Origin of the sequence: Streptomyces sudanensis, from assembly GCF_023614315.1 — a bacterium.
Classification (GTDB): Bacteria; Actinomycetota; Actinomycetes; order Streptomycetales; family Streptomycetaceae; genus Streptomyces; species Streptomyces sudanensis.
In genome coordinates, this window is the sequence record NZ_CP095474.1 from 4,304,756 (window position 1) to 4,330,537 (window position 25,782).

Sequence of the window (25,782 nt, forward strand, 5' to 3'; positions counted from 1 at the left end):
AGAGTCAGAGGTGTACCCCGCCCTCGCCCACGCCGACCGTGCCCACGGGTGGAGGCCCGTCCACCCCGCCGCCCATGGTCCCCGGCCTCCCGAACACGGGGAAGGCCCCGGCTGTCGGTCGCGTCCCGAGCAATCCGGGAGTTCCCCGTGCGACAGGCCCTAGTACGAGCCAGTTCGGCCGTCCGGGCGTTCCCGGGAGCCCGCACCCGGCTCAGGGCGGTCCTGGTCAGTCGGGACGCACCGCCGGACCGGGTCAGGCGAACACGGTCGGCCGTCCCGGCACGCCCGGCACCCCCGGTGCACCTGCCGCCGGGCGCCAGAACGTGATCGGCGGCCAGGGCCAGAACAACATGGTCGGCCGGCCCGGAGCCCCGGGCACACCCGCCACCGGACGCCCGGGTGGTCCCGCGCCGGTCACCGGTCGTGCGGGCACGGGCATCGTCGGCGGTACCCCGCAGCAGCGTGCCGCCACGGGCGGTGCCACCGCTTCCCGCATCCCCACGGGGACGGTCATCGGTGGCCAGGGTGCGGCACCGGCCCGCCCGTCGGCGGCACGTCCCGCCACGGGTGGTGTCATCGGCGCGAATCCGGGCGCGGCTGCCCGCTCCACGGGCCGGGGCACGCCCAGCGTGAACGGCGTCGTGGGGACCCCGCGCTCGCAGCGCGGCAAGGACCAGAAGGACGAGGAGCACTTCGGCTCCGAACGCCCCGACTACCTGGTGGAAGACGAAGAGACATGGGCGGCCCGGCGGCGCGGCGCCGTTCCCCCGGTAATCGGCTGAGTACAGGAAAGGCGCAGGGAGTCAGGATGACAGCAGGAACGACGCGTCGGCTGCGGCGACGGGTCACGTGCGCGGTCGCGTTGGTCGGCGCATGGTCCATCGGATTCACCGGTCTGGCTCCCTCCGCCGCGGCGGAGGACGTACGCGCCCAGCAGTGGTACCTGGACGCGATGCGCGTCGACAAGATTTGGAAGAAGACCACCGGAGAAGGCATCAAGGTTGCCGTGATCGACTCCGGGGTCAATCCGTCCACCCCATCGCTCAAAGGGCAGGTACTCAAAGGACGCGACACAAGCGGAGCGGGCGGAGGAACCGCCGACTACTCGGGCCACGGCACCACCATGGCCGAACTGATCGCCGGCACCGGGCGTGGTGGAGGGCTGCAGGGGCTTGCCCCCGGGGCCAAGATCATTCCATTTCGCATTGCGGTCGATGACATCAGCAAACGAAAGAACGCATGGCACATCGAAGACGCCATGCGCGCCGCTGTCGACAGCGACGCCAAGATCATCAGCATGTCGTTCGGCACCATGGGCGAGACCGAGCGGATGAGGGAAGCCGCTAAGTACGCGCAGAGCAAGGGCAAGCTCATGTTCGCCTCGGCTGGCAACACCGGGGACGAGGACAACGCCCATCAGTATCCGGTAGGGCTGCCCGAGGTCGTGGGGGTTGCCGCGACCGACTCGGAAGGCCGGGTCGGCAAGTACTCCACTCACGGCGACATCGTCGACATCTCCGCTCCGGGCAGCGACATCCCCGAATGGTGCGATGCGACGTTTACCCGTTACTGCGGGGGATCAGACGGCACCAGTGCCGCCACCGCCATCGCCTCCGCCACCGCCGCCCTGATCTGGTCCCTGCATCCGGACTGGAACGCGAACCAGGTCCTGCGCGTCATGTTCGAGAGCGCGGGCAAGGGCGAGGGCTGGAAGCCAGGCACGGTCAGCAATTACGTCGGGCACGGCGTGGTCCGCCCCGGAGCCCACATCAACCGCGGTCTGGGCAAGCCCGGTGACCCCAACGTCAACCCCTTGACGAACGAGAACACGGCCGGTTCCAAGGGCGGTTCGTCCGCGTCCCCCGCCTCGCCCGCCGCGTCCGCACCAGCTTCGTCACAAGCCCCGCGGGGCCAGGCCACACCCGGTCAGACCGTGGCAGGCTCCAGCGAGGAAACCGGGGGCGGGAGCTCCCTCGGTCTCATTCTTGGCGGCGCCGCAGCCGTGGTCGTCGTCGCGGGAGGAATCCTCTTCGCACGCAAGCGCCGTACGGCGTAGCGGCAGGGACAGGCAGCCCGCACCCGACGGTGGCGATCCGACCCACCGGGAACCTCCAGAGAGGAAGCACATCGCATGACAGTGCAGAAGGTCAATGACGCCGCTCTTACGAAGTTGCAGCAGGAACTGACCTGGCAGTTCGACGACGTGAAGAGCCAGCTGTCCGTCCTGCAGGGGACGATCGACGGCCTGGAGGGCCGCTGGGCCGGTATCGGTGCCGGTGCGTTCAACACGAAGCAGACCGCGATCAACCAGAACATGGTCGGCATCGGCAAGCTCCTGCTGAAGTTCCAGGAGGCCATCGAGGCGGCCCGCACCATCGCCGGCAACACGGACACCGAGGTCGAGGCCGCCCTCAAGGGCGTCGACGTGGTGGAGGGCTACTCGGGCAGCGCCTCGGCCGAGGCCCGCACGTCCAACCTCAGCAAGTACTGACCCCTCCCGGCCGTGCACCGCTCTGGGCCGGCCCATGACAGCACGACCCGGTTGGAGGACCGATGACCAACGACGGCACCATGATCGTCACTTACGCGAGCCTGCAGGAGGCCGCGGGCAACATCGAGAAGCAGGCCGAGCGGCTGAACAGCAGCCTTGAGGCCATCCAGGCGAAGATCGCGTCGATCTCGCACCTCTGGGAAGGCGAGGCCCGCGAGGCGTACAAGACCGCGCAGACCGACTGGGACCGCAGGGCGATGGAGATCCACAAGGCGCTGAACCAGATCGCCCGCGCGGTCCGCGAGGCCGCTCCGGCCTACCAGCAGGGCGACAAGAAGGCCGCGTCCAACTTCATGTAAGCAACGGCACCGGCCAACACCGAAAAGGGGCGGACACGCGCGGGAGGTGTCCGCCCCTTTTCAACTTGGAAATCTTCTCCGCAGGCTCAGGCGGCGCACTTGGACTTGATCAGGTTGGGGATGTAGGATTTCAGAAAATTTTCGATGCTTTCGCGCCGCTCCACAGGACCCTTCGTCGGCTTGTTCGTAGTGTCGAGGCGCAGTGTTACTACCAGATAGCCGTCCTTCGGGCTGGCGCATTGCATGGAAAGCAGTGCGCCGTCTTCTCCGACTGCAGTGCTGGCGACTCCTGGGATCTTGACGGGTTGCGGGTTTTCAAAGGGGTGGGCTCCTTCCACTGCGTAGTGGAGAGCGTCAATGTTTGCTTCGTTTCGCAATGTGTTGATGCGCATGCTGCGCTTCTTGTCAATCAGAACGACGCATACTTGACTGTTGTCTGGCTCGCTCGTCAAGTCCCGAATGTAGAGATGCAGGTCCTTTCCAGCGGGAAGTAGGGGCTTGACAGCGGACGCCTCCACTCCTTTCGCCTGACAGAAGGGGTCGGGAATGGCGTAATCCTGATTTTCTGTCGACAGGCAGCCTGACAGGGAGAGTGCCAGAAATCCTGCCGCAGCGGCACGTGTGGTCTTCATCATCCTGTACCCGCCAACCCTCGCGCCGTAGCGCCACCATCCTCGGTGGCACTATTGAATTTGTCGATCGTCGTGTACTCGGTTTCACCGTCTAGTCGATCACTGTTGACTTCCCGCCAAATCCCTGCGAGTGCTCCAATCCGCCCTTCGCTGTCTGCATTTGTCTCCATCCTTGATCGAGCCCGACCCTCGTCAATTCTTTTCGTCTCCTCTTCGAGCCACTTGTCGGTGACCATCTCGATCTTCCGGTCCACCGCATCGCCCACCACGGGGACGTAGCTCGCCACTCCGGCCCAGCCGTGGTACTGCCACTTCGAGTCCCAGGTGGCTTTGCTCTTCGCGTCGTCCACATCGATCTGCAGGCCCTGGTAACGGGCCTCCTCCAGGAAACCGATGGTGCGACCGGCTCGGCGCCAGGACTCCTCGTGCCCGTCCTCATTCACGTGGATATCCCGGACGATCTCCCGGTTGATGCCGTCCTGGAGCGTTCCGTACGCGAACTGGTCCCTGGAGATCTGCTTCGCCACCTCCAGGACAGCACGCCGGTCCAGCTGACTCTCGTCGTCACCGTGGGCGCTCGTCGCTTCGTGGACGTCGTCTCCGTGATTGCTCATGACCAGTGCCATCGGGGTGCGCAGAGAGGGCGGAAACTTGTCGCCCTCTTTCGACAGGTGCTCCAACGCGGCATCGAAGACCCGCGTGTTCGCTTCGGTGTGCTGGACGTAACCACTGCCTGGACTCTGAGGGTCGATGCCGGTGGTCGCAGCCACCAGCGCGGCACCGAACCCCTGCCGGGTGTCGGCGTCCTCGAGGTCGGGCCTCCACCGTGATCCTTCACCTCCCTGCGCCCAGGGTGTGTCGGGATCGAACTCCCCCCAGGGGCGTCCCTCGATGTCCACCACGTTCCAGTTGCGTTCCCGAGTCAGGTACTCAAGGTGGGACTTCCCGTTCTTCGGGTCCAGGAAGGCAGCGGCCGTCTCCGGCTCCCGCGCCATGATGCCCAGCAGGCCGTCGAGCGGATCGTTGGCGAACCACTTGCTGTGTGGCTCGATCAGCGCCGCAGGGAGGTCCCACGCGTCGTTCCGTTTGAAGGGGTTGGCCTTCTCCGCGGCGATCATGTCGTCACCGAGGTCGTGCAGCAGTTGCTCCGGGTAGGAGCCGCTGCCCTGCTGCATGAGGGTGACGAGCGTGTGATAGCCGCGGATGGGCTGTCCCCGCCACTCGTACTGCCGCATGCCGGCCTCCTTCAAACCGGTGACCCACTCCCTGTAGAACCCTGAGCGCGGATCGCGTGTCGCACTCGCCAACGCGTCGGCGTACCCCCTCTGGAGTCCCAGGTAGCTCTGCTGGTGGGCCCTGTCCTCGTCGTAGGCCCAGACGTTGAGCTGGTTCGCCAGTCTGATGGTGCCCTCGGGGCCGAGGTGGTTGAGGAGCATCCGGCTGAACACCTTGTCCCCGGCGTTGTCCCGTTGCAAGCGGACCCATTCCTCCAGGTCCTCCGGCTTCTCGCCCTTCAGCGCCTGCTCCGCGTAACGCTGTGCGAGGCGTGCCTCGACCTTCTCGATGTCGCCCACCGCGTTTCCGTTGAACCCATGTGTCGCCCCAGGGGCCGCCCCGTCGGGCCGCCCGCCGAACGCGGCGTCGCGGAGCACGAGGCGAGCGCCCTTGTCGGCGTCGTCCACCGCCCGTACCGCGTCGGCGACCGCTTGGGTCCACTGCAGCTCACGAACCGCACGAGCCGTGTCCGGCGTGACGGGGCCGCTGTCCTTCCGTTCCTTCGACACCTCCGGGTCTTCGTGCGCGATCCCTTTGGAGTCGATCGACATGCCCGCTTTCCGGGCCGCCGCCACAAGGTGGTGGAGCGCCCGGATCCGCGCGGTGAACTGCGCGTGGGCATCACGGAGGAGGGAGGCGACGGCTCGTGCCTCGACGCCTGCCGCCGTGTACTGCCGACGGGTCGCCTGAAAGCGGGCCTTGGCCGCAGTAGCGCTGGCGCCGACCCACGCCCCGCTGGTGGTGATGCTGAGGACCTGATCGGAATAGGCGTCTCCGAGCCTTTCGAAGCCCTCTGCCATGTCCCCCCAGGAAGCGGCCGCTGTGACCAGGGGGGACAGGCGGACGGACATGACCTGCTGGTAGGTGAGCACGGTGATTCCCTCCCCGCCTAGACGCGGTGCTCGTCGTCGAAGGGAACCGGTTGCGGAATGGCGGAAAGTCGACCCATGACTTCGACATCCGTGTGCCTCAGGTCCTTCCTGGCTGTGCTCAACGCGGCTTCGTCCGCTTCCAGCCTCCGCTTCAGGCTCTCCACCTGCTTGCGCCATTCGCCGTGCGCCGCCCGCAGGCCGACACCGGTCGCCCACTCGGCGAACTCGCGCTCGGCTGTATCGGTCTCCTCGTCCGCTTCGCCCCCGAGCGCACCGGTCCGCGGTCGGATGGCCTCGTTCAAAGCCCTGATGGCCCCTGCTTTCGCCGCCGCGTCGGTCTTCAGCACCGCCGGGCCGCCGGGGCTTCCGCCGACTCCGTTCAAACGCATCCGGCTCCCGAGGCGCTCGGCCGCCTCGGCCTTCAGCTGCTCCCACTCGTCCCAGGCCATGTCCGGGCCTCCCCCACCCTCGTGAACGGCGTATCGGTGACGCGCGGTTCACGCTAGGCAACGGCGCATCCCCACCTCAAGTGGTGAAGCGACCCCGGAGTGTCAACGGCCCCGTTCAAGCCGATGGGGCGCCCACCGGCAAGGCGGGCGCCCCACGACCGGCCGGCCGCGATACGGCCGTACGGGCGTCCTACCGCGCGTCGGACGGCATGAGACCCGTCTGCACCAGCGGGTTGCCGCGCTGGCGGGAGACGAAGACGCCGCGGCCCGGGGGCATCGGGCGGGGCCGGACACCGCCCAGGATCTCGCCCTCGTGCGGGTCACCCGACAGCAGGACGCCCTGCGCGCCCAGCTCCATCATGCGCTGCATGAACGGCTCGTACGTCGACCGGCTCGCGCCCGCCGCGTTGCGGGCGATGACGAACCGGACGCCCACGTCCCGTGCGAAGGGCAGGAGTTCGGTGAGCGGCGCCAGCGGGTTGCCGCTGGACGTCGACACGAGGTCGTAGTCGTCGACGATCACGTACACCGTCGGGCCCTGCCACCAGCTGCGGTCCCGCAACTGCTGCGCGGTGACGTCCTCCGACGGCGTGCGGCGCCGCATCAGCCCGGCCAGGGCCTCCACGTGGTGGTCCATGTTGTTGGACATCGGCACGTACTCCGCCAGGTGCGTCGGCGGGGTGGCGTCCAGCAGCGTGCGCCGGTTGTCGATGACGAACAGCTTGCAGCCATCCCCGTCGTAGCGCTCGCTCAACTGCTTGATCAGCAGCCGCAGCAGGTTCGACTTGCCCGACTCGCTCTCGCCGAAGACCAGGAAGAACGGGTCGCGTTCGAAGTCGACGAACACCGGCGCCAGGTTGTTCTCGTCGATCGCGAAGGCGATCCCGCGCTCCGGGTGCGCGAAGCCCGCGGGCAGGTTCGCCGCCGGCAGTTCGCGCGGCAGGAGCCGCACGCCCGGCGCGCCCGGTAGTGTCCAGTGCCGGGACACCTCCTGCGCCATCGCCGCCGTCGCCTCCGACAGGTCGCTGCCCGAGTTGATGCCGTCGATGCGCGGCACCGCCGCCATGAAGTGCAGCTTCTCCGGGGTGAGGCCCCGCCCCGGCACGCCCGTCGGCACGTTCTGCGCGACCCGGCGGTCCAGCTCGGAGTCCATCGGGTCGCCGAGCCGCAGCTCCAGCCGGTTCATCAGGTGGTCCTTGAGGTTGGCGCGCACCTCCATGGACCGGGACGCGGTGATGACCAGGTGGATGCCGTAGCCGAGGCCGCGTGCCGCGATGTCCATCACGAGGTGCTCCAGGCCCTCGTAGTCGGTGCGGAAGCTGCCCCAGCCGTCGATGACGAGGAACACGTCGCCCCACGGCTGGTCCGCCACCGAGATCTCGCCGCGCGCCCGCAGCCGCCGGTACGTGGCGATCGAGTCGATGCCGGCGCTGCGGAAGTACTCCTCGCGCCGCGACAGGATGCCGTACACCTCCGCGACCGTGCGCCGCACCCGCTCCGGGTCCAGGCGCGAGGCGACCCCGCCCACGTGCGGCAGTCCCGCGATCGACGACATGCCGCCGCCACCGAAGTCCAGTCCGTAGAACTGCACCTCGTGCGGCGTGTGGGTCAGTGCGAACGCCGAGATCAGCGTCCGCAGCAGCGTCGACTTGCCGGACTGCGGTCCGCCCACGATCTGCATGTGGCCCGCCGCGCCGGAGAAGTCCCGGTACAGGGTGTCGCGCCGCTGCTCGAACGGCTTGTCCACCACGCCGACCGGCACGACCAGCCGTCCCGCACCCTCGAAGCCGGGCTGCGTCAGCCCCCGCCCCGGCACCTCGGCCAGGCCGGGGAGCAGTTCGTCCAGCGGCGGCGGGTTGTCCAGCGGCGGCAGCCACACCTGGTGCGCCTCCACGCCGCGGCCCTCCAACCGCCGCACGATCACGTCCAGCACGGAGTCGGCGAGCGCGTCGTCCTCCGGCCGGCCCCCGTCCGCCTGCGCGGGGCGGGCCGCCGGCTGCGCGTACCGGATCGGCACCGGCGCCGCCGTGAACGGCACCGGCCGCCGGTCCACCGGCAGCGGGCCCCCGGACGCCGCCAGCGCCTGCGTCGGGGAGCGGTACACGCCGGACACGTACGCCGCCTTGAACCGCACCATCTCGTCCGTGCCGAACTTCAGGTACCCGGAGCCGGGCACGTTCGGCAGGTGGTACGCGTCCGGCACGCCGATCGCGGCCCGCGACTCGGCAGCGGAGAAGGTCCGCAGGCCGATCCGGTACGACAGGTACGTCTCCAGGCCGCGCAGCCGGCCCTCCTCCAGCCGCTGCGACGCCAGCAGCAGGTGCACGCCCAGCGACCGGCCGATGCGGCCGATCTGCACGAACATCTCGATGAAGTCCGGTTTCGCGGTGAGCAGTTCGCTGAACTCGTCGATGACCAGGACGAGCGAGGGGATCGGCTGCAGCGGGGCGCCGGCCGCGCGGGCCTTCTCGTAGTCGTGGATGTTCGCGTAGTTGCCCGCGTCGCGCAGCATCTCCTGGCGGCGGTTGAGCTCGCCGCGGATGGAGTCGCCCATGCGGTCCACCAGCGTCAGGTCGTCCGCCAGGTTGGTGATGACGGCGGCGACGTGCGGCATCTGCGACATGCCGGCGAAGGTCGCACCGCCCTTGAAGTCCGCGAGGACGAAGTTCAGCGTCTCCGACGAGTGGGTGACCGCCAGGCCCAGCACCAGCGTCCGCAGCAGCTCCGACTTGCCGGAGCCGGTCGCGCCGACGCACAGGCCGTGCGGGCCCATGCCCTCCTGCGCGGCCTCCTTCAGGTCCAGCATGACCGGCGAGCCGTCCTCGCCGACGCCGATCGGCACGCGCAGCCGCTCCGACTGGGACCGCGGCCGCCAGGTCCGGCTCACGTCCACCGACGCCGCGTCCCCGAGGTTGAGCAGGTCGGTGAACTCCAGGTTCGCCAGCAGCGGTTCGTCGTCGTCGCCGCCCGACGCCATGCGCAGCGGCGCCAGTTGGCGGGCCAGCGCTTCGGCGGCCTCCAGGCTCAGCCCGTCCGGCGTGCCCTCGTACACCAGCCCGTGGCCCGACTCCAGCCGCAGCTCGCCGGGGCGGACCACCACCGACAGCTGGCCGCGCGCCCCGGCGCCCTCACCGCGCACGACCTCGACGACCGTGACGCCCTGCAGGCCCTCCGCGGAGGCCAGCGGCGACATCGGCGGCACCGTCTGCCCGTCGAGGACGACCACCACGTGCGGCCGGTCCAGCAGCGGGTGGTCGCCGCCCTGGAAGCGGGGCCGGCCCTCCAGCAGCCCGCCGAGCAGGTCCTGGAGGTCCGCCGGGTCCGTGGTGATCAGGCGCCGGGTGCCGGCCCCGTCGACGGCGCCCCGCGCCTGCGCGTGCGGCAGCCACTTGGCCCACTCCCACTCCGGCGCGGCGTCCCGGCCGGCGGCGACGGCGACGACCAGGTCCTCGGGGGAGTGCAGCGACGCCAGCGAGGCGACCATGGCGCGCGCGGACGCCCGTACGGACTCCTGCTCCCCGCTCACCGTCACGTGGTAGAACGCGCGCAGCGACACCGCCATGGGCAGTCCGTCGAGCGTGCCGTGCGTCGCCAGGAACCGGCGCATCGCGCCCGCCGTCAGCGGCTCCAGGTCGTCCACCGGAGCGGTCTCGGGGGCGATCAGGGGCGTGGCGAGCTGCTGGCTGCCCAGGCCGATGCGCACCTGCCCGAAGTCGTCGTCGCCCACGCGCCGCTCCCACACCCGGCTGCCCTCGGCGACCAGCGCCCACAGCTGCTCGGGGGAGGGGTGCAGGTAGAACTGGGCGTCGCGCTGGAGCCGCGCGGTCCGCAGCACGGCGCGGCGCGTCTGGGTCAGGTACTTGAGGTAGTCGCGCCGCAGGTCGGCGAGTTGCCCCTGGGTGCCGCGCCGGTACCGCACCAGCATCGCGATGCCCATGGCGAGGGTCGACGCGATCATCACCATGCCCATGATCCGCATGATCGGGTTCGGGGTCATGAAGAAGAAGACGACGGAGCCGCCCATGCCGAGCATCGGCAGGATCTGCATCAGCGCCCCCTCCTGCTGCCCGCGGGGCAGCTCGGGCGGGGGTTGCACCTGCACCTGCTCGCCGGGCACTTCGGAGGGCAGGACCCGTGGTGGGCGCTTGACGACGATCTGACTCACAGCTCACCGATTCCCTTGCCGGACGGAAACGTTCCTATCGGCGCCCCCGTGGCGACGGGCTCCATCCGCGGTTGGGGATCCTACTTGCGCGGGGGGCGGCGACCGGGCGGTAGGGTGACGCGACGGACCCGCGGAGCCGCGCAACTACCGCAGAACAAACGGACATTCGGAGCGCGGGCGGGCACTCCGGCCGCGACGGCGCCGGCACGTCGCCGTCCGCACCCGAGAAGCCACGGATCTCACGAGGGGAAGCAGAAGGTGAGCATGACGGCCCAGGCGGCGGCCACCACGACCGGCCACCCGGCGCCCGCGACACCGTCCGGCGGCGGAACCGGCTTCTGCCGCGTCACCGTCGTCGCGCCCGACGGACGCGTCGACGTGGCGCTGCCCGAGGACATCCCGGTCGCCGACCTCTACCCGGAGATCCTCCGGCTGTCCGGCCAGGGCCCCGTCGAGGGCGGCCCGGTCGGCTACCACCTGGTCCGCCGGGACGGCACGGTCCTCGACTCGGCCCGGTCGCTGGCGGCCCAGCGCATCCTCGACGGCGAGCTGCTCTCCCTGCGGCCCTTCGCCGAGTCGCTGCCGCCCGCCGTCTTCGACGACGTGTCGGACGCCGTCGCCTCCGCCGTCGCGCGCGACCGCCGCTTCTGGACGGACGCGCTGATGCGCGGCTCCGGGCTGTTCGGCGGCTCCGTCCTGCTGGTGCTGCTCGCGTTCGTCCTGTGGCAGGCCGACCCGCGCCACGACACGCACGGCCTGCCGGGCATCCTCGCCGGCGTGGCCGCGCTGCTCCTCCTGGCGCTCGCCTGCGTCCGCGCCCGGGTGTACGACGACCGCGGCTCGGCCGTCGCCCTCGGCGTCGGGGCGATGGCGAACGCCGCCGTCGGCGGTTCCGGGCTGCTGCCGTTCGCAGCCGGCCAGGGGCCCGGCCGGCTGCAGTTCCTGCTCGCCTGCGCCGCCGTCCTGGTCGTGTCGCTGGTCCTGATGCTCGTCGCCCCCTCCGGCGACGGTCCGTTCGTCGCGTTCGTCTTCGCCTCCGCCGTGGGCCTGCTGGTGACGTTCGCCGCGACCCTGACCGGCATCAGCGCCGTGGAGACCGCCGCGGTCGGCCCGCCCCTCGCCGCCGGCGCGCTGGCGTTCCTGCCCGGCCTGTCCACCCGCTTCGCCCGCCTGCCCATCGGCTTCGACCCGCCCCGCACGGCCGTCGGCGGGTACGACGGCGGCGAGGGCGCCCCGCAGGGCCCCGTCGATGCCGCCCGCATCGCCGCCCAGGCCCGGCGCGGCCACGAGCTGCTCGTCGGCCTGGTCGGCGGCTGCGCCCTGGTCGCGGTCACCGCGGCGGGCGTGCTCGGCTTCTCCGACAACGTGTGGGCGCAGCTCCTCGCCCTCGCCACGGGCATCGCGATGATGATGCGCGCCCACCTGTTCCGGTACTCCGCGCAGGTCGGCTGCGCCCTGGCCGCCGGGCTGGGCTCCCTGGTCCTGCTCGGCCTCGGCCTGTGCGTCAACCCGCCGGAGGGCGTCGTCCGCGCCGCGCTGCGCGGGGACACCGGGGCGCTGGACGTCCGCACGGTGTGGCTGGCCGCCGCCGTCGCCGTCGTCGCCGCCGTGATCGTCGCCGTCGGGCTGATCGTGCCGAACAAGGGCGTCACGCCGTTCTGGGGCCGCTTCCTGGAGATCGCGGAGGGGTTCTTCCTGCTCACGCTGGTCCCGCTCTGCCTGGCGGTCTTCGGCGTGTACCACTCCATCCGCGCCCTCACGTCCTGAACGCCCGCACAGGCTGGTACGCTGTGTGACGGCCGTCTGTGTACGCGCCTCCGGAGCATCTGGGGGCAGCGCCCATCGAGCCTTCGCCTCCGAGTCACGGAAGTCCCCCTGAGACCAAGACCAGGGGCACTCGCGGGCGCATCGAACACCAAGAGGAGTACCGAGTGTCTCTCGACGCCGCCACGAAGAAGCAGATCATGGCCGAGTTCGGCACCAAGGAGGGCGACACCGGCTCCCCCGAGGTCCAGGTCGCGATGCTCTCCCGCCGCATCTCGGACCTGACCGAGCACCTGAAGACCCACAAGCACGACCACCACTCCCGCCGCGGCCTGCTGATCCTCGTGGGTCAGCGCCGCCGCCTGCTGCAGTACCTGGCCAAGAAGGACATCCAGCGCTTCCGTGCGCTGGTCGACCGCCTCGGCATCCGCCGCGGTGCGGCCGGCGGCGTCAAGTAGCACGCCGCGAGGGGAGCGGTTCCCGACGACGGGGAGCCGCTCCCTTTGCCGTACGCGGGTGTAACGCGCCCGCGAATCGGAAATGCGATCCTGGGACCAGGCTCAGTAATCTGGTCACACAGCGACACAACGACACAGCGACATGACGAACACGCCGTGACGCGGACCCACCGGTCCCGTCCGCGGCACCCGGGAGAGACCGCCTCGCCGCCGCCGGTCCTCGGTAGTGGCCCCCGGGCCTCCAGGCCTCACAGCCCGGAGCGCACCCGGGTGCTTCGATCGAAGACCGGCCCGCACACAGGGCGCGTTCTCTCCGCATCCCGTCCCGCGCCACACGGGCGCACGGACGAAAAGACGACAAGTAAACGGAGAAACCGCTGGTGGAGAACGAGACCCACTACGCCGAGGCCGTCATCGACAACGGCTCCTTCGGCACCCGCACCATCCGCTTCGAGACGGGCCGCCTGGCCAGGCAGGCCGCCGGTTCCGCCGTCGCGTACCTGGACGACGACACCATGGTGCTGTCGGCCACCACCGCGTCCAAGAAGCCCAAGGACCAGCTCGACTTCTTCCCCCTGACGGTCGACGTCGAGGAGCGGATGTACGCGGCCGGCAAGATCCCCGGCTCGTTCTTCCGCCGCGAGGGCCGGCCCTCCGAGGACGCGATCCTCACCTGCCGCCTGATCGACCGCCCGCTGCGCCCCTCCTTCAAGAAGGGCCTGCGCAACGAGATCCAGATCGTCGAGACGATCATGGCCCTCAACCCCGACCACCTCTACGACGTGGTCGCGATCAACGCCGCCTCCTGCTCCACGCAGCTGGCCGGCCTGCCCTTCTCCGGCCCCATCGGCGGCACCCGCGTCGCCCTCATCAAGGGCCAGTGGGTCGCCTTCCCGACGCACACCGAGCTCGAGGACGCCGTCTTCGACATGGTCGTCGCGGGCCGCGTCCTGGAGGACGGCGACGTCGCGATCATGATGGTCGAGGCCGAGGCCACCGAGAGGACCATCGAGCTGGTCCAGGGCGGTGCCGAGGCCCCCACCGAGGAGGTCGTCGCCGCCGGTCTCGAGGCCGCGAAGCCGTTCATCAAGGTCCTGTGCAAGGCCCAGTCGGACCTCGCCGCCAAGGCCGCCAAGCCCGTCGGCGAGTTCCCGGTCTTCCTCGACTACGAGGACGACGTCCTGGAGGCGCTCACCGCCGCCGTCAGGACCGAGCTGGCCCAGGCGCTGACCATCGCCGGCAAGCAGGAGCGCGAGAACGAGCTGGAGCGCGTCAAGGCGGTCGCCGCCGAGAAGCTGCTCCCGCAGTTCGAGGGCCGCGAGAAGGAGATCTCCGCGGCGTACCGCTCGCTCACCAAGTCCCTGGTGCGCGAGCGCGTCATCAAGGACAAGGTCCGCATCGACGGCCGCGGCCTGACGGACATCCGCACGCTCGCCGCCGAGGTCGAGGCCATCCCGCGGGTGCACGGCTCCGCCCTGTTCGAGCGCGGCGAGACGCAGATCCTCGGCGTCACCACCCTCAACATGCTCCGCATGGAGCAGCAGCTGGACACCCTCTCCCCGGTGACCCGCAAGCGCTACATGCACAACTACAACTTCCCGCCGTACTCCACCGGCGAGACCGGCCGCGTCGGCTCCCCGAAGCGCCGCGAGATCGGCCACGGCGCCCTCGCCGAGCGCGCCATCCTGCCGGTGCTGCCGTCGCGCGAGGAGTTCCCGTACGCGATCCGCCAGGTGTCCGAGGCCCTCGGCTCCAACGGCTCGACGTCCATGGGCTCGGTCTGCGCCTCCACGATGTCGCTGCTGAACGCCGGTGTGCCGCTCAAGGCCCCGGTCGCCGGCATCGCCATGGGCCTGATCTCCCAGGAGATCGACGGCAAGACGCACTACGTCACCCTCACCGACATCCTCGGTGCGGAGGACGCCTTCGGCGACATGGACTTCAAGGTCGCCGGCACCAAGGAGTTCGTCACCGCCCTCCAGCTCGACACCAAGCTGGACGGCATCCCGGCCTCCGTCCTGGCCGCGGCCCTCAAGCAGGCCCGCGACGCCCGCCTCCACATCCTCGACGTGATGATGGAGGCGATCGACCGCCCGGACGAGATGTCCCCGAACGCCCCGCGGATCATCACCGTCAAGATCCCCGTGGACAAGATCGGCGAGGTCATCGGCCCCAAGGGCAAGATGATCAACCAGATCCAGGAGGACACCGGCGCCGAGATCACGATCGAGGACGACGGCACCATCTACATCGGTGCCCAGGTCGGCTCGCAGGCCGAGGCCGCCCGCGCCACGATCAACGGCATCGCCAACCCGACCATGCCGGAGGTCGGCGAGCGCTACCTGGGCACGGTCGTCAAGACCACCACCTTCGGCGCGTTCGTCTCGCTCCTCCCGGGCAAGGACGGCCTGCTGCACATCTCGCAGATCCGCAAGCTCGCCGGCGGCAAGCGCGTGGAGAACGTCGAGGACGTGCTCGCGGTCGGCTCCAAGGTCCAGGTCGAGATCGCCGAGATCGACCAGCGCGGCAAGCTCTCCCTCATCCCCGTCCTCGCGGACGAGGAGGGCGCCGAGGGCACCGACACCGCGTCCTCGAGCGGCTCCGCCGCGGGGAAGGACGACACCGACCAGTGACGTCCCGTGGCCTCAAGGCGACGGCCCGCACCTCCTCGGAGGCGCGGGCCGTCGCCCGTACCCAAACGCTTCTGCCCGGCAGGGACGGCATCGGCACGGTCCGCCGCACCACCCTCCCGGGCGGCCTGCGCGTCGTCACCGAGACGCTGCCCTCCGTCCGCTCCGCCACCTTCGGGATCTGGGCCCACGTGGGCTCCCGTGACGAGACGCCCGCCCTCAACGGCGCCACGCACTACCTGGAGCACCTCCTCTTCAAGGGCACGCGCGAGCGCAGCGCCCTCGACATCTCCGCCGCGATCGACGCGGTCGGCGGCGAGATGAACGCCTTCACGGCGAAGGAGTACACGTGCTACTACGCGCGCGTCCTCGACACGGACCTGCCGCTCGCCATCGACGTCGTCTGCGACATGCTCACCGGATCGCTGATCCTCCCCGAGGACGTCGACGCCGAGCGCGGCGTGATCCTCGAGGAGATCGCCATGACCGAGGACGACCCGGGCGACGTCGTCCACGACCTGTTCGCCCGGACGATGTTCGGTGACACGCCGCTGGGCCGCCCCGTCCTCGGCACGGTCGACACGATCAACGCCCTCACCCGCGACCAGATCGCCCGCTTCTACCGGAAGCACTACGACCCGACGCACCTGGTCGTCGCCGCCGCGGGCAACGTCGACCACGCCACCGTCGTCCGCCTGGTCCGCCGCGCCTTCGAGAAGGCCGGCGCCCTGACCCGTACGGACGCCGTCCCCCTCGCCCCGCGCGACGGCCGCCGCACCGTCCGGGCGGCCGGCCGCGTCGAGGTGGTGGACCGCAGGACGGAGCAGGCGCACGTCGTCCTCGGCATGCCCGGCCTCGCCCGCACCGACGAGCGCCGCTGGACCCTGGGCGTCCTCAACACCGCCCTCGGCGGCGGCATGTCCTCCCGCCTCTTCCAGGAGGTCCGCGAGAAGCGCGGTCTGGCCTACAGCGTCTACTCGTACACGTCGGGCTTCGCCGACTGCGGCCTGTTCGGCGTGTACGCCGGCTGCCGTCCCGGCCAGGTCCACGACGTGCTGCGGATCTGCCGCGAGGAGCTGGACCGGGTCGCGGCGGAGGGCCTGCCCGACGACGAGATCGCCCGCGCCGTCGGCCAGCTCTCCGGCTCCACCGTCCTCGGCCTGGAGGACACCGGTGCCCTGATGAACCGCATCGGCAAGAGCGAGCTGTGCTGGGGCGACCAGATGTCGGTCGACGACATGCTGGCCAGCATCGCCGCCGTCACCCCCGACGACGTCCGCGCGCTGGCGTCCGAGCTCCTGGGGCAGCGGCCCTCGCTCGCGGTGATCGGCCCGCTCAAGGACAAGCAGGCGGACCGCCTCCACTCGGCCGTCTCCTGACCCGCCCCGCCGCAACGTAAGGAAGCAAGCATGAGCAAGCTGCGCGTGGCCGTCCTCGGCGCCAGGGGCCGCATCGGCTCCGAGGCGGTGCGAGCCGTGGAGGCCGCCGACGACATGGAACTCGTCGCGGCCCTGGGCCGGGGCGACTCGCTGGACGCGCTCACCGCGAGCGGCGCCCAGGTCGCCGTCGAGCTGACCACCCCCGACTCGGTGATGGACAACCTCGACCACTGCGTCCGCCACGGCGTCCACGCCGTCGTCGGCACCACCGGCTGGACCGACGAACGCCTCGCGCGGCTGAGGGGATGGCTCGACCGGTCCCCGGAGACGGGCGTGCTCATCGCGCCCAACTTCTCCCTCGGCGCGGTCCTCACGATGAGGTTCGCGCAGCTCGCCGCCCCCTACTTCGAATCCGTCGAGGTCGTGGAGCTGCACCACCCGAACAAGGCCGACGCCCCCTCCGGCACGGCCACCCGCACCGCCCAGCTCATCGCGGCCGCCCGCGCGGAGGCCGGCTGCGCCCCGCAGCCCGACGCCACGGTCACCGCCCTGGACGGCGCGCGCGGCGCCGACGTGGACGGCGTCCCCGTCCACGCCGTACGCCTCCGGGGGCTCCTCGCCCACCAGGAGGTGCTGCTCGGCGGCGAGGGCGAGACGCTCACCGTCCGCCACGACTCGCTGCACCACAGCAGCTTCATGCCGGGCATCCTGCTGGGCTGCCGCCGCGTCGTCTCCGCTCCGGGCCTCACCTTCGGCCTGGAGCACTTCCTCGACCTCGGCTGACCCATGGGCGCGAAGATCACGTACTTCGTCATGGCGGCCTTCCTGGCCGTCTGGTTCGTCCTGGTCGGCGGCCGGGGCGTGGCCCTGATCCGGCAGGGCACGGCCGTCACGGTGACGCTCGGCGTCGCGGCGATGGTCCTGCCGGCGATCGGCGCGTGGTTCCTCTGGATGAACACCCGCTTCGTCACCAGGGCCAACCGCCTGGCCGCCGAGCTGGAGGCTGAGGGCGGGCTGCCCGCCGACGAACTGCGCCGCACGCCCGACGGGCGGATCGACCGGGACTCGGCCGACGAGGTGTTCGCCCGGCGCCGCGCCGAGACCGAGGAGGCGCCGGACGACTGGCGCTGCTGGTTCCGGCTCGCCGTCGCCTACCGCGACGCCCGCGACACCCCCAGGGCCCGCAAGGCCATGCAACGCGCGATCGCCCTGCACGACAGGGGACCCGCCGCGCCCTGAGCGACGGCCGCCCGCACGTGTGCCCCGCCACCCGGCCGGCCGGGAGGCGGGGCACGCGCCGTTCCCCGGACCCGCAGATCAGGAGGCGGGCGCGTACTCCGCGTTCCACGCCCCCACGGAGCCGGCGGCCCGTTCGAAGGCCTCCACCCGCGCCAGGAAGTCCGCATTGTGGTCGGTGAGCAGCGTCAGCGGCTCCCCGCCGCCCCGCCGGACGAGCAGCAGTGCCTGCCCCTGCACGGTCCGCGGCAGGCCCAGCCAGCGCACCGGCTGCTGCACGGTCCGCAGCGACGAGGTACGGGCCCACGGCACGGTGACGGTGCGGAGGAACCGCACCTGCCGCACCCCGTGCCGGCTCACCCACGTGCCCATGCGCAGCAGCCGCAGTGCCGGTACGACGACGAGGACGGCGGCGGCCAGACAGGCCAGCGAGGCCGCCACGGTCCCGGCCAGCGCGATGACCAGGGTTGCCAGCAGCATGAACGAGGCGATCAGCAGGGCCAGGGCCGCCGCGCTCACCCGCCAGGGGCCGGGGCGGTAGGGGCGGCGCCACTGGTCGTGGTCGTCGAACGGGAGCGCCGGGTCGTCACCGGTGGCTTCGAAAGCGCGGTCGGCCGTCAGGAAGGGCAGGGGCACGACAAATCCTTAACTCGTTGCACGCTCGTTCGGGCTGTGCCCGGTGAGGCTACCCAGCGCCCCCGTGCCCGGCCACAGCAGGGGGCGCATACGGGTCAACGGCCTTCGGAGGCCTCGGACTGCTGGGTGTGCCCGGCCTGCGGACCCGGCTGGAGCGCCGGCATCCCGAACAGCAGCGATCCCACGAGCCCGGCCACCACGGTCAGCCCGACCAGCGTACGGCCGGCGATCTCCGGCAGGTCGGGACGCTGCCGCGGCGGAGGGGTGACGTTGCTGCGGAAGTGGTCGGTCTCCGCGACGAACGCGAACGGGACGGCCTCTCGCCGGGGGTGCATGGCGTGTCCTCCTTCGTGACGGCGGTGGAATGTCGCTCCTACCCGGTACAGACGTTCGTACGAGCGATCTGGTGCCCGGGTCCGCCCGGCCGTCCGCCGCCCGCGGGGTCCCCTCCCGCTCTGGCTAGAGTAGGCGCGCCCGTCCACGCGACACCGGAAGGACCCCCGTGCCCACCACCCCCGCTGAGAGCGCCGAGCTGCACTTCCGCAGCGATGTGACCGTCGATCTGGTCAGGAGCAGCGCTCGTGACTCGGACGTGCTCTGGGCGGCCCGCGTCTCGACCGCGGGCGAGCAGTCGCTCGAGGAGCTCACCAAGGACCCGGAGCGCTCCAAGGGACTGATCAACTACCTGATGCGCGACCGGCACGGCAGTCCCTTCGAGCACAACTCGATGACGTTCTTCATCAGCGCCCCGATCTTCGTCTTCCGCGAGTTCATGCGGCACCGCGTGGGCTGGTCGTACAACGAGGAGTCGGGCCGCTACCGGGAGCTCCAGCCGGTCTTCTACGTGCCGGACGCCTCCCGCAAGCTGGTCCAGGAGGGCCGTCCCGGCAAGTACGTCTTCGTCGAGGGCACCGGAGAGCAGCACGCGCTGGTCTCGCGCGCGATGGAGGACTCCTACGCCCGGTCGTACGAGGCGTACCGGGAGATGCTCGCCGCCGGGGTCGCCCGCGAGGTCGCCCGTTCGGTCCTCCCCGTCGGCCTCTACTCGTCCATGTACGCCACCTGCAACGCCCGCTCGCTGATGCACTTCCTCGGGCTGCGCACCCAGCACGAGCTGGCGAAGGTGCCTTCGTTCCCGCAGCGGGAGATCGAGATGGTCGGCGAGCGCATGGAGGCGGAGTGGGCCCGGCTCATGCCGCTGACGTACGCCGCCTTCAACGCCAACGGCCGCGTCGCGCCGTAGCGGGACCTACCCGCGGGACGCGGTTCACCGGAGGCCGGAGCCGTACGGATGGACGGACCTATCGCCCGAAGTGTCCGTATTGCGACCTTCTGAGAAGTTCATCTAGGCTGATCAAACGGACCCGGCACTGCTTGAACCCCCGAGCAGGCAGTGCCGGGCTCCACTTAGGCACGTCCCCGACGGGACCCGATGCGCTGAGCAGCGAGTAGCGTGTTCCCCATGGCTCCGATCTCCACTCCGCAGACCCCCTTCGGACGGGTCCTCACCGCCATGGTCACGCCTTTCACGGCGGACGGCGGGCTCGACCTCGACGGCGCTCAGCGGCTCGCCGCCCACCTCGTGGACGCGGGCAACGACGGCCTGGTCGTCAACGGCACCACCGGCGAGTCCCCGACCACCAGCGATGCGGAGAAAGACCGGCTCGTACGGGCCGTCCTGGAGGCCGTCGGCGACCGCGCCCACGTCGTCGCCGGCATCGGCACCAACGACACCCGCCACACCCTCGAACTGGCCCGCGCCGCGGAGCGCGCCGGCGCGCACGGCCTGCTCGCCGTCACGCCGTACTACAACAAGCCCCCCCAGGAGGGCCTGTACCGGCACTTCACGGCCGTCGCCGACGCCACCGGGCTGCCCGTGATGCTCTACGACATCCCCGGCCGCAGCGGCGTCCCGATCGACACCGAGACGCTCGTCCGCCTCGCCGAGCACCCGCGCATCGTCGCCAACAAGGACGCCAAGGGCGACCTCGGCCAGGCCGGCTGGGCCATCGCCCGCTCCGGCCTCGCCTGGTACTCCGGCGACGACATGCTCAACCTGCCCCTGCTCTCCATCGGCGCCGTCGGATTCGTCTCCGTCGTCGGCCACGTCGTCACCCCCGAGCTGCGCGCCCTCCTCGAAGCCCACGTCGGCGGCGACGTCCGGAAGGCCACCGAGATCCACCAGCGGCTCCTCCCGGTCTACACCGGCATGTTCCGCACGCAGGGCGTGATCACCACCAAGGCCGCCCTCGCCCTCCAGGGCCTCCCCGCGGGTCCGCTGAGGCTGCCGCTCGTGGAGCTCTCCCCGGACGGGATCGAACAGCTGAAGACGGATCTCGCCGCCGGCGGGGTAAACCTGTGACAACGGACTTCACAACTGAACAGCAGCATCACCACAACCTTTGAGCACCTGCAGAAAATCATGGGCGCCACGTGTCTCAGCGGCACGTGGCGCCCATGGTGAGGAGAGTCTTTTGAGTCACCCGCATCCCGAACTCGGTGCCCCGCCGAAGCTGGCCCCGGGCAGCCTGCGCGTCACCCCGCTGGGCGGCCTCGGCGAGATCGGCCGCAACATGACCGTCTTCGAATACGACGGCAGACTGCTGATCGTCGACTGCGGCGTGCTCTTCCCCGAGGAGGAGCAGCCCGGCATCGACCTGATCCTGCCGGACTTCACGACCCTGAAGGACCGCCTCGGCGACATCGAGGCGATCGTCCTCACCCACGGCCACGAGGACCACATCGGCGCCGTCCCGTACCTGCTCCGCCTCAAGCCGGACATCCCCCTGATCGGCTCGAAGCTGACCCTCGCCCTGATCGAGGCGAAGCTCCAGGAGCACCGCATCCGCCCCTACACCCTGGAGGTGGCCGAGGGGCAGCGCGAGGCGCTGGGCGCGTTCGACTGCGAGTTCATCGCGGTCAACCACTCCATCCCGGACGCCCTGGCCGTCGCCATCCGCACCCCCGCGGGCCTGGTGGTCCACACGGGCGACTTCAAGATGGACCAGCTTCCGCTGGACAACCGCCTCACGGACCTCCACGCGTTCGCCCGGCTCAGCGAGGAGGGCATCGACCTCCTGCTCAGCGACTCGACGAACGCCGAGGTCCCCGGTTTCACGGCACACGAGCGCGACATCTCCACCGTGATGCGCTCGGTGTTCGCCGGCGCGCAGCGGCGCATCATCGTGGCCAGCTTCGCCAGCCACGTGCACCGCATCCAGCAGGTCCTCGACGCGGCGTACGAGTACGGCCGCCGCGTCGCCTTCGTCGGCCGCTCGATGGTCCGCAACATGGGCATCGCCCGCGACCTGGGCTACCTGCGCGTCCCGCCGGGCCTCGTCGTCGACGTGAAGACCCTCGACGACCTGCCGGACCACGAGGTCGTCCTGGTCTGCACGGGTTCCCAGGGCGAGCCGATGGCGGCCCTGTCCCGCATGGCCAACCGAGACCACCAGATCCGCATCGTCCAGGGCGACACGGTGATCCTGGCGTCGTCCCTGATCCCGGGCAACGAGAACGCGGTCTACCGCGTGATCAACGGTCTGACCCGCTGGGGCGCGAACGTCGTCCACAAGGGCAACGCCAAGGTCCACGTCTCGGGCCACGCCTCGGCCGGCGAGCTCCTGTACTTCTACAACATCTGCAAGCCGAAGAACCTGATGCCGGTGCACGGCGAATGGCGCCACCTGCGCGCCAACGCCGAGCTGGGCGCCCTGACCGGCGTCCCGAAGGACCGCATCGTCATCGCCGAGGACGGCGTGGTCGTCGATCTGGTCGACGGCAAGGCCAAGATCGTCGGCAAGGTCCAGGCCGGCTACGTGTACGTGGACGGCCTGTCGGTCGGCGACGTCACCGAAGGAGCCCTGAAGGACCGCCGCATCCTCGGCGAGGAGGGCATCGTCTCCGTCTTCGTCGTGGTGGACTCGACGACCGGCAAGATCGTCGGCGGCCCGTACATCCAGGCACGGGGCTCCGGCATCGAGGACGGCGCGTTCGACGCGGTGCTCCCGAAGGTCGAGGACGCGCTGAACAAGTCGGCCCAGGACGGCGTCGTGGAGCCCCACCAGCTCCAGCAGCTGATCCGCCGCACCATCGGCAAGTGGGTCTCGGACACGTACCGCCGTCGCCCGATGATCCTGCCCGTGGTCGTGGAGGTCTGACGTCCCACCAGGCGTGAACGGAGCGGGGCGCCCTCGATTTGCATCGGGGCGCCCCGCTCCAGTACGTTTACGGCTCCGCCCGAGGGGAACCCGGCTCGTTCACGCGCCGGAGAGACCCGAAGGGGCGGGAAATCCGACTCAGAATCTCTGATAAAGTCGGAAAGCGCCGAAAGGCGGAGGCCTTCCAATCGGCCGCTGGAATCGGAGTCCGGACCGGGAACGGGACGGAAAACGGATCTGGTAAGGTTGGAAACACCGAAGGGAAAGCGCCCGGAGGAAAGCCCGCCGGAAGTTCTGGTGGGTGAGTACGAAGGAAGCGTTCGTTCCTTGAGAACTCAACAGCGTGCCAAAAATCAACGCCAGATATGTTGATAACCCCGTCTCTGCAGGGATCTGCAGGGATGTGGTTCCTTTGAAGAACACAGCGAGGATGCTGAGGACCGGGGGGATCATTCCTTTCCCCGGTTCCGCTCGACGCGAGTGGTTCGCCCCGATCACGGGGAGACATTCACGGAGAGTTTGATCCTGGCTCAGGACGAACGCTGGCGGCGTGCTTAACACATGCAAGTCGAACGATGAACCCGCTTCGGTGGGGGATTAGTGGCGAACGGGTGAGTAACACGTGGGCAATCTGCCCTGCACTCTGGGACAAGCCCTGGAAACGGGGTCTAATACCGGATACGACCGCTTCGGGCATCCGATGGCGGTGGAAAGCTCCGGCGGTGCAGGATGGGCCCGCGGCCTATCAGCTTGTTGGTGAGGTAACGGCTCACCAAGGCGACGACGGGTAGCCGGCCTGAGAGGGCGACCGGCCACACTGGGACTGAGACACGGCCCAGACTCCTACGGGAGGCAGCAGTGGGGAATATTGCACAATGGGCGCAAGCCTGATGCAGCGACGCCGCGTGAGGGATGACGGCCTTCGGGTTGTAAACCTCTTTCAGCAGGGAAGAAGCGCAAGTGACGGTACCTGCAGAAGAAGCGCCGGCTAACTACGTGCCAGCAGCCGCGGTAATACGTAGGGCGCAAGCGTTGTCCGGAATTATTGGGCGTAAAGAGCTCGTAGGCGGCTTGTCGCGTCGGATGTGAAAGCCCGGGGCTTAACTCCGGGTCTGCATTCGATACGGGCAGGCTAGAGTGTGGTAGGGGAGATCGGAATTCCTGGTGTAGCGGTGAAATGCGCAGATATCAGGAGGAACACCGGTGGCGAAGGCGGATCTCTGGGCCATTACTGACGCTGAGGAGCGAAAGCGTGGGGAGCGAACAGGATTAGATACCCTGGTAGTCCACGCCGTAAACGTTGGGAACTAGGTGTTGGCGACATTCCACGTCGTCGGTGCCGCAGCTAACGCATTAAGTTCCCCGCCTGGGGAGTACGGCCGCAAGGCTAAAACTCAAAGGAATTGACGGGATGTGNACAAGCAGCGGAGCATGTGGCTTAATTCGACGCAACGCGAAGAACCTTACCAAGGCTTGACATATACCGGAAACGGCCAGAGATGGTCGCCCCCTTGTGGTCGGTATACAGGTGGTGCATGGCTGTCGTCAGCTCGTGTCGTGAGATGTTGGGTTAAGTCCCGCAACGAGCGCAACCCTTGTTCTGTGTTGCCAGCATGCCCTTCGGGGTGATGGGGACTCACAGGAGACTGCCGGGGTCAACTCGGAGGAAGGTGGGGACGACGTCAAGTCATCATGCCCCTTATGTCTTGGGCTGCACACGTGCTACAATGGCCGGTACAAAGAGCTGCGAAGCCGTGAGGCGGAGCGAATCTCAAAAAGCCGGTCTCAGTTCGGATTGGGGTCTGCAACTCGACCCCATGAAGTCGGAGTTGCTAGTAATCGCAGATCAGCATTGCTGCGGTGAATACGTTCCCGGGCCTTGTACACACCGCCCGTCACGTCACGAAAGTCGGTAACACCCGAAGCCGGTGGCCCAACCCCTTGTGGGAGGGAGCTGTCGAAGGTGGGACTGGCGATTGGGACGAAGTCGTAACAAGGTAGCCGTACCGGAAGGTGCGGCTGGATCACCTCCTTTCTAAGGAGCACTTCTTACCTGGTTCCCTTCGGGGGCCGGGTCAGGGGCCAGTACATCGGCGCACGTCCGATGCTGGTTGCTCATGGGTGGAACGTTGATTAGTCGGCCTGATGTCCGGGTCGGAGGCTGCTAGTACTGCCCTCGTTGAGGGTGTGGAACGCATGATCTTCGGACGGGGTCGGGTCGGGCGCGCTGTTGGGTGTCTGAGGGTGCGGGCGTGTGCTCGTGGCCTTCGGTACGCCGGCCCCAGTGAACTCGTCGCGGTTGTGGCGGGGTGGTGGGTGGCTGGTCGTTGCTTGAGAACTGCACAGTGGACGCGAGCATCTGTGGCCAAGTTTTTAAGGGCGCACGGTGGATGCCTTGGCACCAGGAACCGATGAAGGACGTGGGAGGCCGCGATAGTCCCCGGGGAGCCGTCAACCAGGCTGTGATCCGGGGGTTTCCGAATGGGGAAACCCGGCAGTCGTCATGGGCTGTCACCCATGCCTGAACACATAGGGCATGTGGAGGGAACGAGGGGAAGTGAAACATCTCAGTACCCTCAGGAAGAGAAAACAACCGTGATTCCGGGAGTAGTGGCGAGCGAAACCGGATGAGGCCAAACCGTATGCGTGTGAGACCCGGCAGGGGTTGCGCATGCGGGGTTGTGGGATCTCTCTTCTGTCGTCTGCCGGCGACAGGACGAGTCAGAAACCGTATGGGTAGGCGAAGGACATGCGAAAGGTCCGGCGTAGAGGGTAAGACCCCCGTAGTCGAAACTCATGCGGCTCGTTGGAGAGACACCCAAGTAGCACGGGGCCCGAGAAATCCCGTGTGAATCTGGCGGGACCACCCGCTAAGCCTAAATATTCCCTGGTGACCGATAGCGGATAGTACCGTGAGGGAATGGTGAAAAGTACCGCGGGAGCGGAGTGAAATAGTACCTGAAACCGTGTGCCTACAAGCCGTGGGAGCGTCGGGGCCTTCGGGCCCTCGTGACTGCGTGCCTTTTGAAGAATGAGCCTGCGAGTTTGCGGTGTGTTGCGAGGTTAACCCGTGTGGGGAAGCCGTAGCGAAAGCGAGTCCGAATAGGGCGGTGTAGTAGCGCGCTCAAGACCCGAAGCGGAGTGATCTAGCCATGGGCAGGTTGAAGCGGAGGTAAGACTTCGTGGAGGACCGAACCCACCAGGGTTGAAAACCTGGGGGATGACCTGTGGTTAGGGGTGAAAGGCCAATCAAACTCCGTGATAGCTGGTTCTCCC

Annotated in this window: 19 protein-coding genes and 2 rRNA genes (1 of these 21 running past the window's edge); 15 read left to right on the plus strand and 6 right to left on the minus strand. The window is 69.2% G+C overall.

Translation table 11 applies throughout. From position 1 onward, the window contains the following. Positions 1-629: 629 nt before the first annotated feature. From MW084_RS19905 to MW084_RS19920, 4 genes are all read left to right on the plus strand, one after another. A complete protein-coding gene (locus MW084_RS19905) occupies positions 630-782 on the plus strand; it encodes a hypothetical protein (protein WP_275563724.1) in 153 nt (50 codons plus the stop codon). A 26-nt stretch (positions 783-808) separates the two neighbouring features. After that, positions 809-2,056 carry a S8 family serine peptidase gene (locus tag MW084_RS19910; protein WP_010471527.1) on the plus strand — a complete coding sequence of 416 codons (1,248 nt, stop codon included), beginning with the start codon at positions 809-811 and terminating at the stop codon, positions 2,054-2,056. Between the two features lie 75 nt (positions 2,057-2,131). Further along, positions 2,132-2,491 (plus strand): WXG100 family type VII secretion target, encoded by a 360-nt coding sequence (locus MW084_RS19915; RefSeq protein ID WP_029553564.1) that lies wholly within the window; start codon positions 2,132-2,134, stop codon positions 2,489-2,491. An 80-nt stretch (positions 2,492-2,571) separates the two neighbouring features. After that, the gene (locus tag MW084_RS19920) at positions 2,572-2,850 is read left to right on the plus strand and encodes a WXG100 family type VII secretion target (protein WP_255119691.1); all 279 of its coding nucleotides are present in this window, start codon (positions 2,572-2,574) and stop codon (positions 2,848-2,850) included. A gap of 86 nt (positions 2,851-2,936) precedes the next feature. Here the strand turns inward: MW084_RS19920 and MW084_RS19925 are convergent, their stop codons facing one another. The 4 genes from MW084_RS19925 to MW084_RS19940 form a co-directional block, all read right to left on the minus strand. Continuing rightward, positions 2,937-3,485: a hypothetical protein gene (locus MW084_RS19925; protein ID WP_158684336.1), complete on the minus strand. Its 549-nt coding sequence runs from the start codon at positions 3,483-3,485 to the stop codon at positions 2,937-2,939. Beyond that, positions 3,482-5,629, minus strand: a complete 2,148-nt coding sequence (locus tag MW084_RS19930) for a hypothetical protein (protein WP_010471520.1) — start codon at positions 5,627-5,629, stop codon at positions 3,482-3,484. The genes MW084_RS19925 and MW084_RS19930 overlap by 4 nt, the downstream gene beginning before the upstream one ends. Positions 5,630-5,646: 17 nt before the next feature. Next, on the minus strand, positions 5,647-6,078 hold the full coding sequence (locus tag MW084_RS19935) for a hypothetical protein (protein ID WP_010471518.1): 432 nt from the start codon (positions 6,076-6,078) through the stop codon (positions 5,647-5,649). Positions 6,079-6,268: 190 nt separating this feature from the next. After that, a complete protein-coding gene (locus MW084_RS19940; RefSeq protein WP_010471516.1) occupies positions 6,269-10,243 on the minus strand; it encodes a type VII secretion protein EccC in 3,975 nt (1,324 codons plus the stop codon). A gap of 264 nt (positions 10,244-10,507) precedes the next feature. Here MW084_RS19940 and eccD point away from each other — a divergent pair, with 264 nt between their 5' ends. The 6 genes from eccD (at position 10,508) to MW084_RS19970 (ending at position 17,713) form a co-directional block, all read left to right on the plus strand. Then, positions 10,508-12,010: a type VII secretion integral membrane protein EccD gene (gene eccD, locus MW084_RS19945; protein WP_010471514.1), complete on the plus strand. Its 1,503-nt coding sequence runs from the start codon at positions 10,508-10,510 to the stop codon at positions 12,008-12,010. Positions 12,011-12,174: 164 nt separating this feature from the next. Then, a complete protein-coding gene (gene rpsO / locus MW084_RS19950) occupies positions 12,175-12,465 on the plus strand; it encodes a 30S ribosomal protein S15 (protein WP_010471511.1) in 291 nt (96 codons plus the stop codon). Positions 12,466-12,845: 380 nt separating this feature from the next. Beyond that, the gene (locus MW084_RS19955) at positions 12,846-15,098 is read left to right on the plus strand and encodes a polyribonucleotide nucleotidyltransferase (RefSeq protein WP_010471509.1); all 2,253 of its coding nucleotides are present in this window, start codon (positions 12,846-12,848) and stop codon (positions 15,096-15,098) included. Then, entirely contained in the window at positions 15,095-16,474 is a 1,380-nt protein-coding gene (locus MW084_RS19960) for a M16 family metallopeptidase (protein WP_010471507.1), read from the plus strand. The genes MW084_RS19955 and MW084_RS19960 overlap by 4 nt, the downstream gene beginning before the upstream one ends. Positions 16,475-16,504: 30 nt before the next feature. Next, positions 16,505-17,257 carry a 4-hydroxy-tetrahydrodipicolinate reductase gene (gene dapB, locus MW084_RS19965; RefSeq protein WP_010471506.1) on the plus strand — a complete coding sequence of 251 codons (753 nt, stop codon included), beginning with the start codon at positions 16,505-16,507 and terminating at the stop codon, positions 17,255-17,257. Between the two features lie 3 nt (positions 17,258-17,260). Continuing rightward, on the plus strand, positions 17,261-17,713 hold the full coding sequence (locus tag MW084_RS19970; protein ID WP_010471505.1) for a hypothetical protein: 453 nt from the start codon (positions 17,261-17,263) through the stop codon (positions 17,711-17,713). A gap of 78 nt (positions 17,714-17,791) precedes the next feature. Here the strand turns inward: MW084_RS19970 and MW084_RS19975 are convergent, their stop codons facing one another. Beyond that, positions 17,792-18,346, minus strand: a complete 555-nt coding sequence (locus tag MW084_RS19975; RefSeq protein WP_010471504.1) for a hypothetical protein — start codon at positions 18,344-18,346, stop codon at positions 17,792-17,794. Positions 18,347-18,441: 95 nt separating this feature from the next. Then, positions 18,442-18,681 (minus strand): hypothetical protein, encoded by a 240-nt coding sequence (locus tag MW084_RS19980; RefSeq protein WP_010471503.1) that lies wholly within the window; start codon positions 18,679-18,681, stop codon positions 18,442-18,444. A gap of 167 nt (positions 18,682-18,848) precedes the next feature. Here MW084_RS19980 and thyX point away from each other — a divergent pair, with 167 nt between their 5' ends. From thyX to MW084_RS20005, 5 genes are all read left to right on the plus strand, one after another. After that, a complete protein-coding gene (gene thyX, locus MW084_RS19985) occupies positions 18,849-19,589 on the plus strand; it encodes an FAD-dependent thymidylate synthase (RefSeq protein ID WP_029553563.1) in 741 nt (246 codons plus the stop codon). Positions 19,590-19,808: 219 nt separating this feature from the next. After that, complete coding sequence (gene dapA / locus MW084_RS19990) at positions 19,809-20,708, plus strand: 4-hydroxy-tetrahydrodipicolinate synthase (RefSeq protein WP_010471501.1); 900 nt, start codon at positions 19,809-19,811, stop codon at positions 20,706-20,708. A 112-nt stretch (positions 20,709-20,820) separates the two neighbouring features. Next, entirely contained in the window at positions 20,821-22,506 is a 1,686-nt protein-coding gene (locus tag MW084_RS19995) for a ribonuclease J (protein WP_010471500.1), read from the plus strand. 507 nt (positions 22,507-23,013) lie between these two features. Beyond that, positions 23,014-24,541, plus strand: a 16S ribosomal RNA gene (locus MW084_RS20000). Positions 24,542-24,869: 328 nt separating this feature from the next. Further along, a 23S ribosomal RNA gene (locus MW084_RS20005) occupies positions 24,870-25,782 on the plus strand (it continues 2,205 nt past the right edge of the window). The 16S and 23S rRNA genes sit together here, the layout of an rRNA operon.

Bases quoted from the DNA above. Each gene is read 5' to 3' on its own strand.
- MW084_RS19970 (WP_010471505.1), top strand. From the start codon at position 17,261: ATGGGCGCGAAGATCACGTACTTCGTCATGGCGGCCTTCCTGGCCGTC.
- dapA (WP_010471501.1), top strand. From the start codon at position 19,809: ATGGCTCCGATCTCCACTCCGCAGACCCCCTTCGGACGGGTCCTCACC.
- dapB (WP_010471506.1), top strand. From the start codon at position 16,505: ATGAGCAAGCTGCGCGTGGCCGTCCTCGGCGCCAGGGGCCGCATCGGC.
- eccD (WP_010471514.1), top strand. From the start codon at position 10,508: ATGACGGCCCAGGCGGCGGCCACCACGACCGGCCACCCGGCGCCCGCG.
- MW084_RS19920 (WP_255119691.1), top strand. From the start codon at position 2,572: ATGATCGTCACTTACGCGAGCCTGCAGGAGGCCGCGGGCAACATCGAG.
- MW084_RS19980 (WP_010471503.1), bottom strand. From the start codon at position 18,681: ATGCACCCCCGGCGAGAGGCCGTCCCGTTCGCGTTCGTCGCGGAGACC.
- MW084_RS19925 (WP_158684336.1), bottom strand. From the start codon at position 3,485: ATGATGAAGACCACACGTGCCGCTGCGGCAGGATTTCTGGCACTCTCC.
- MW084_RS19910 (WP_010471527.1), top strand. From the start codon at position 809: ATGACAGCAGGAACGACGCGTCGGCTGCGGCGACGGGTCACGTGCGCG.
- MW084_RS19915 (WP_029553564.1), top strand. From the start codon at position 2,132: ATGACAGTGCAGAAGGTCAATGACGCCGCTCTTACGAAGTTGCAGCAG.
- MW084_RS19935 (WP_010471518.1), bottom strand. From the start codon at position 6,078: ATGGCCTGGGACGAGTGGGAGCAGCTGAAGGCCGAGGCGGCCGAGCGC.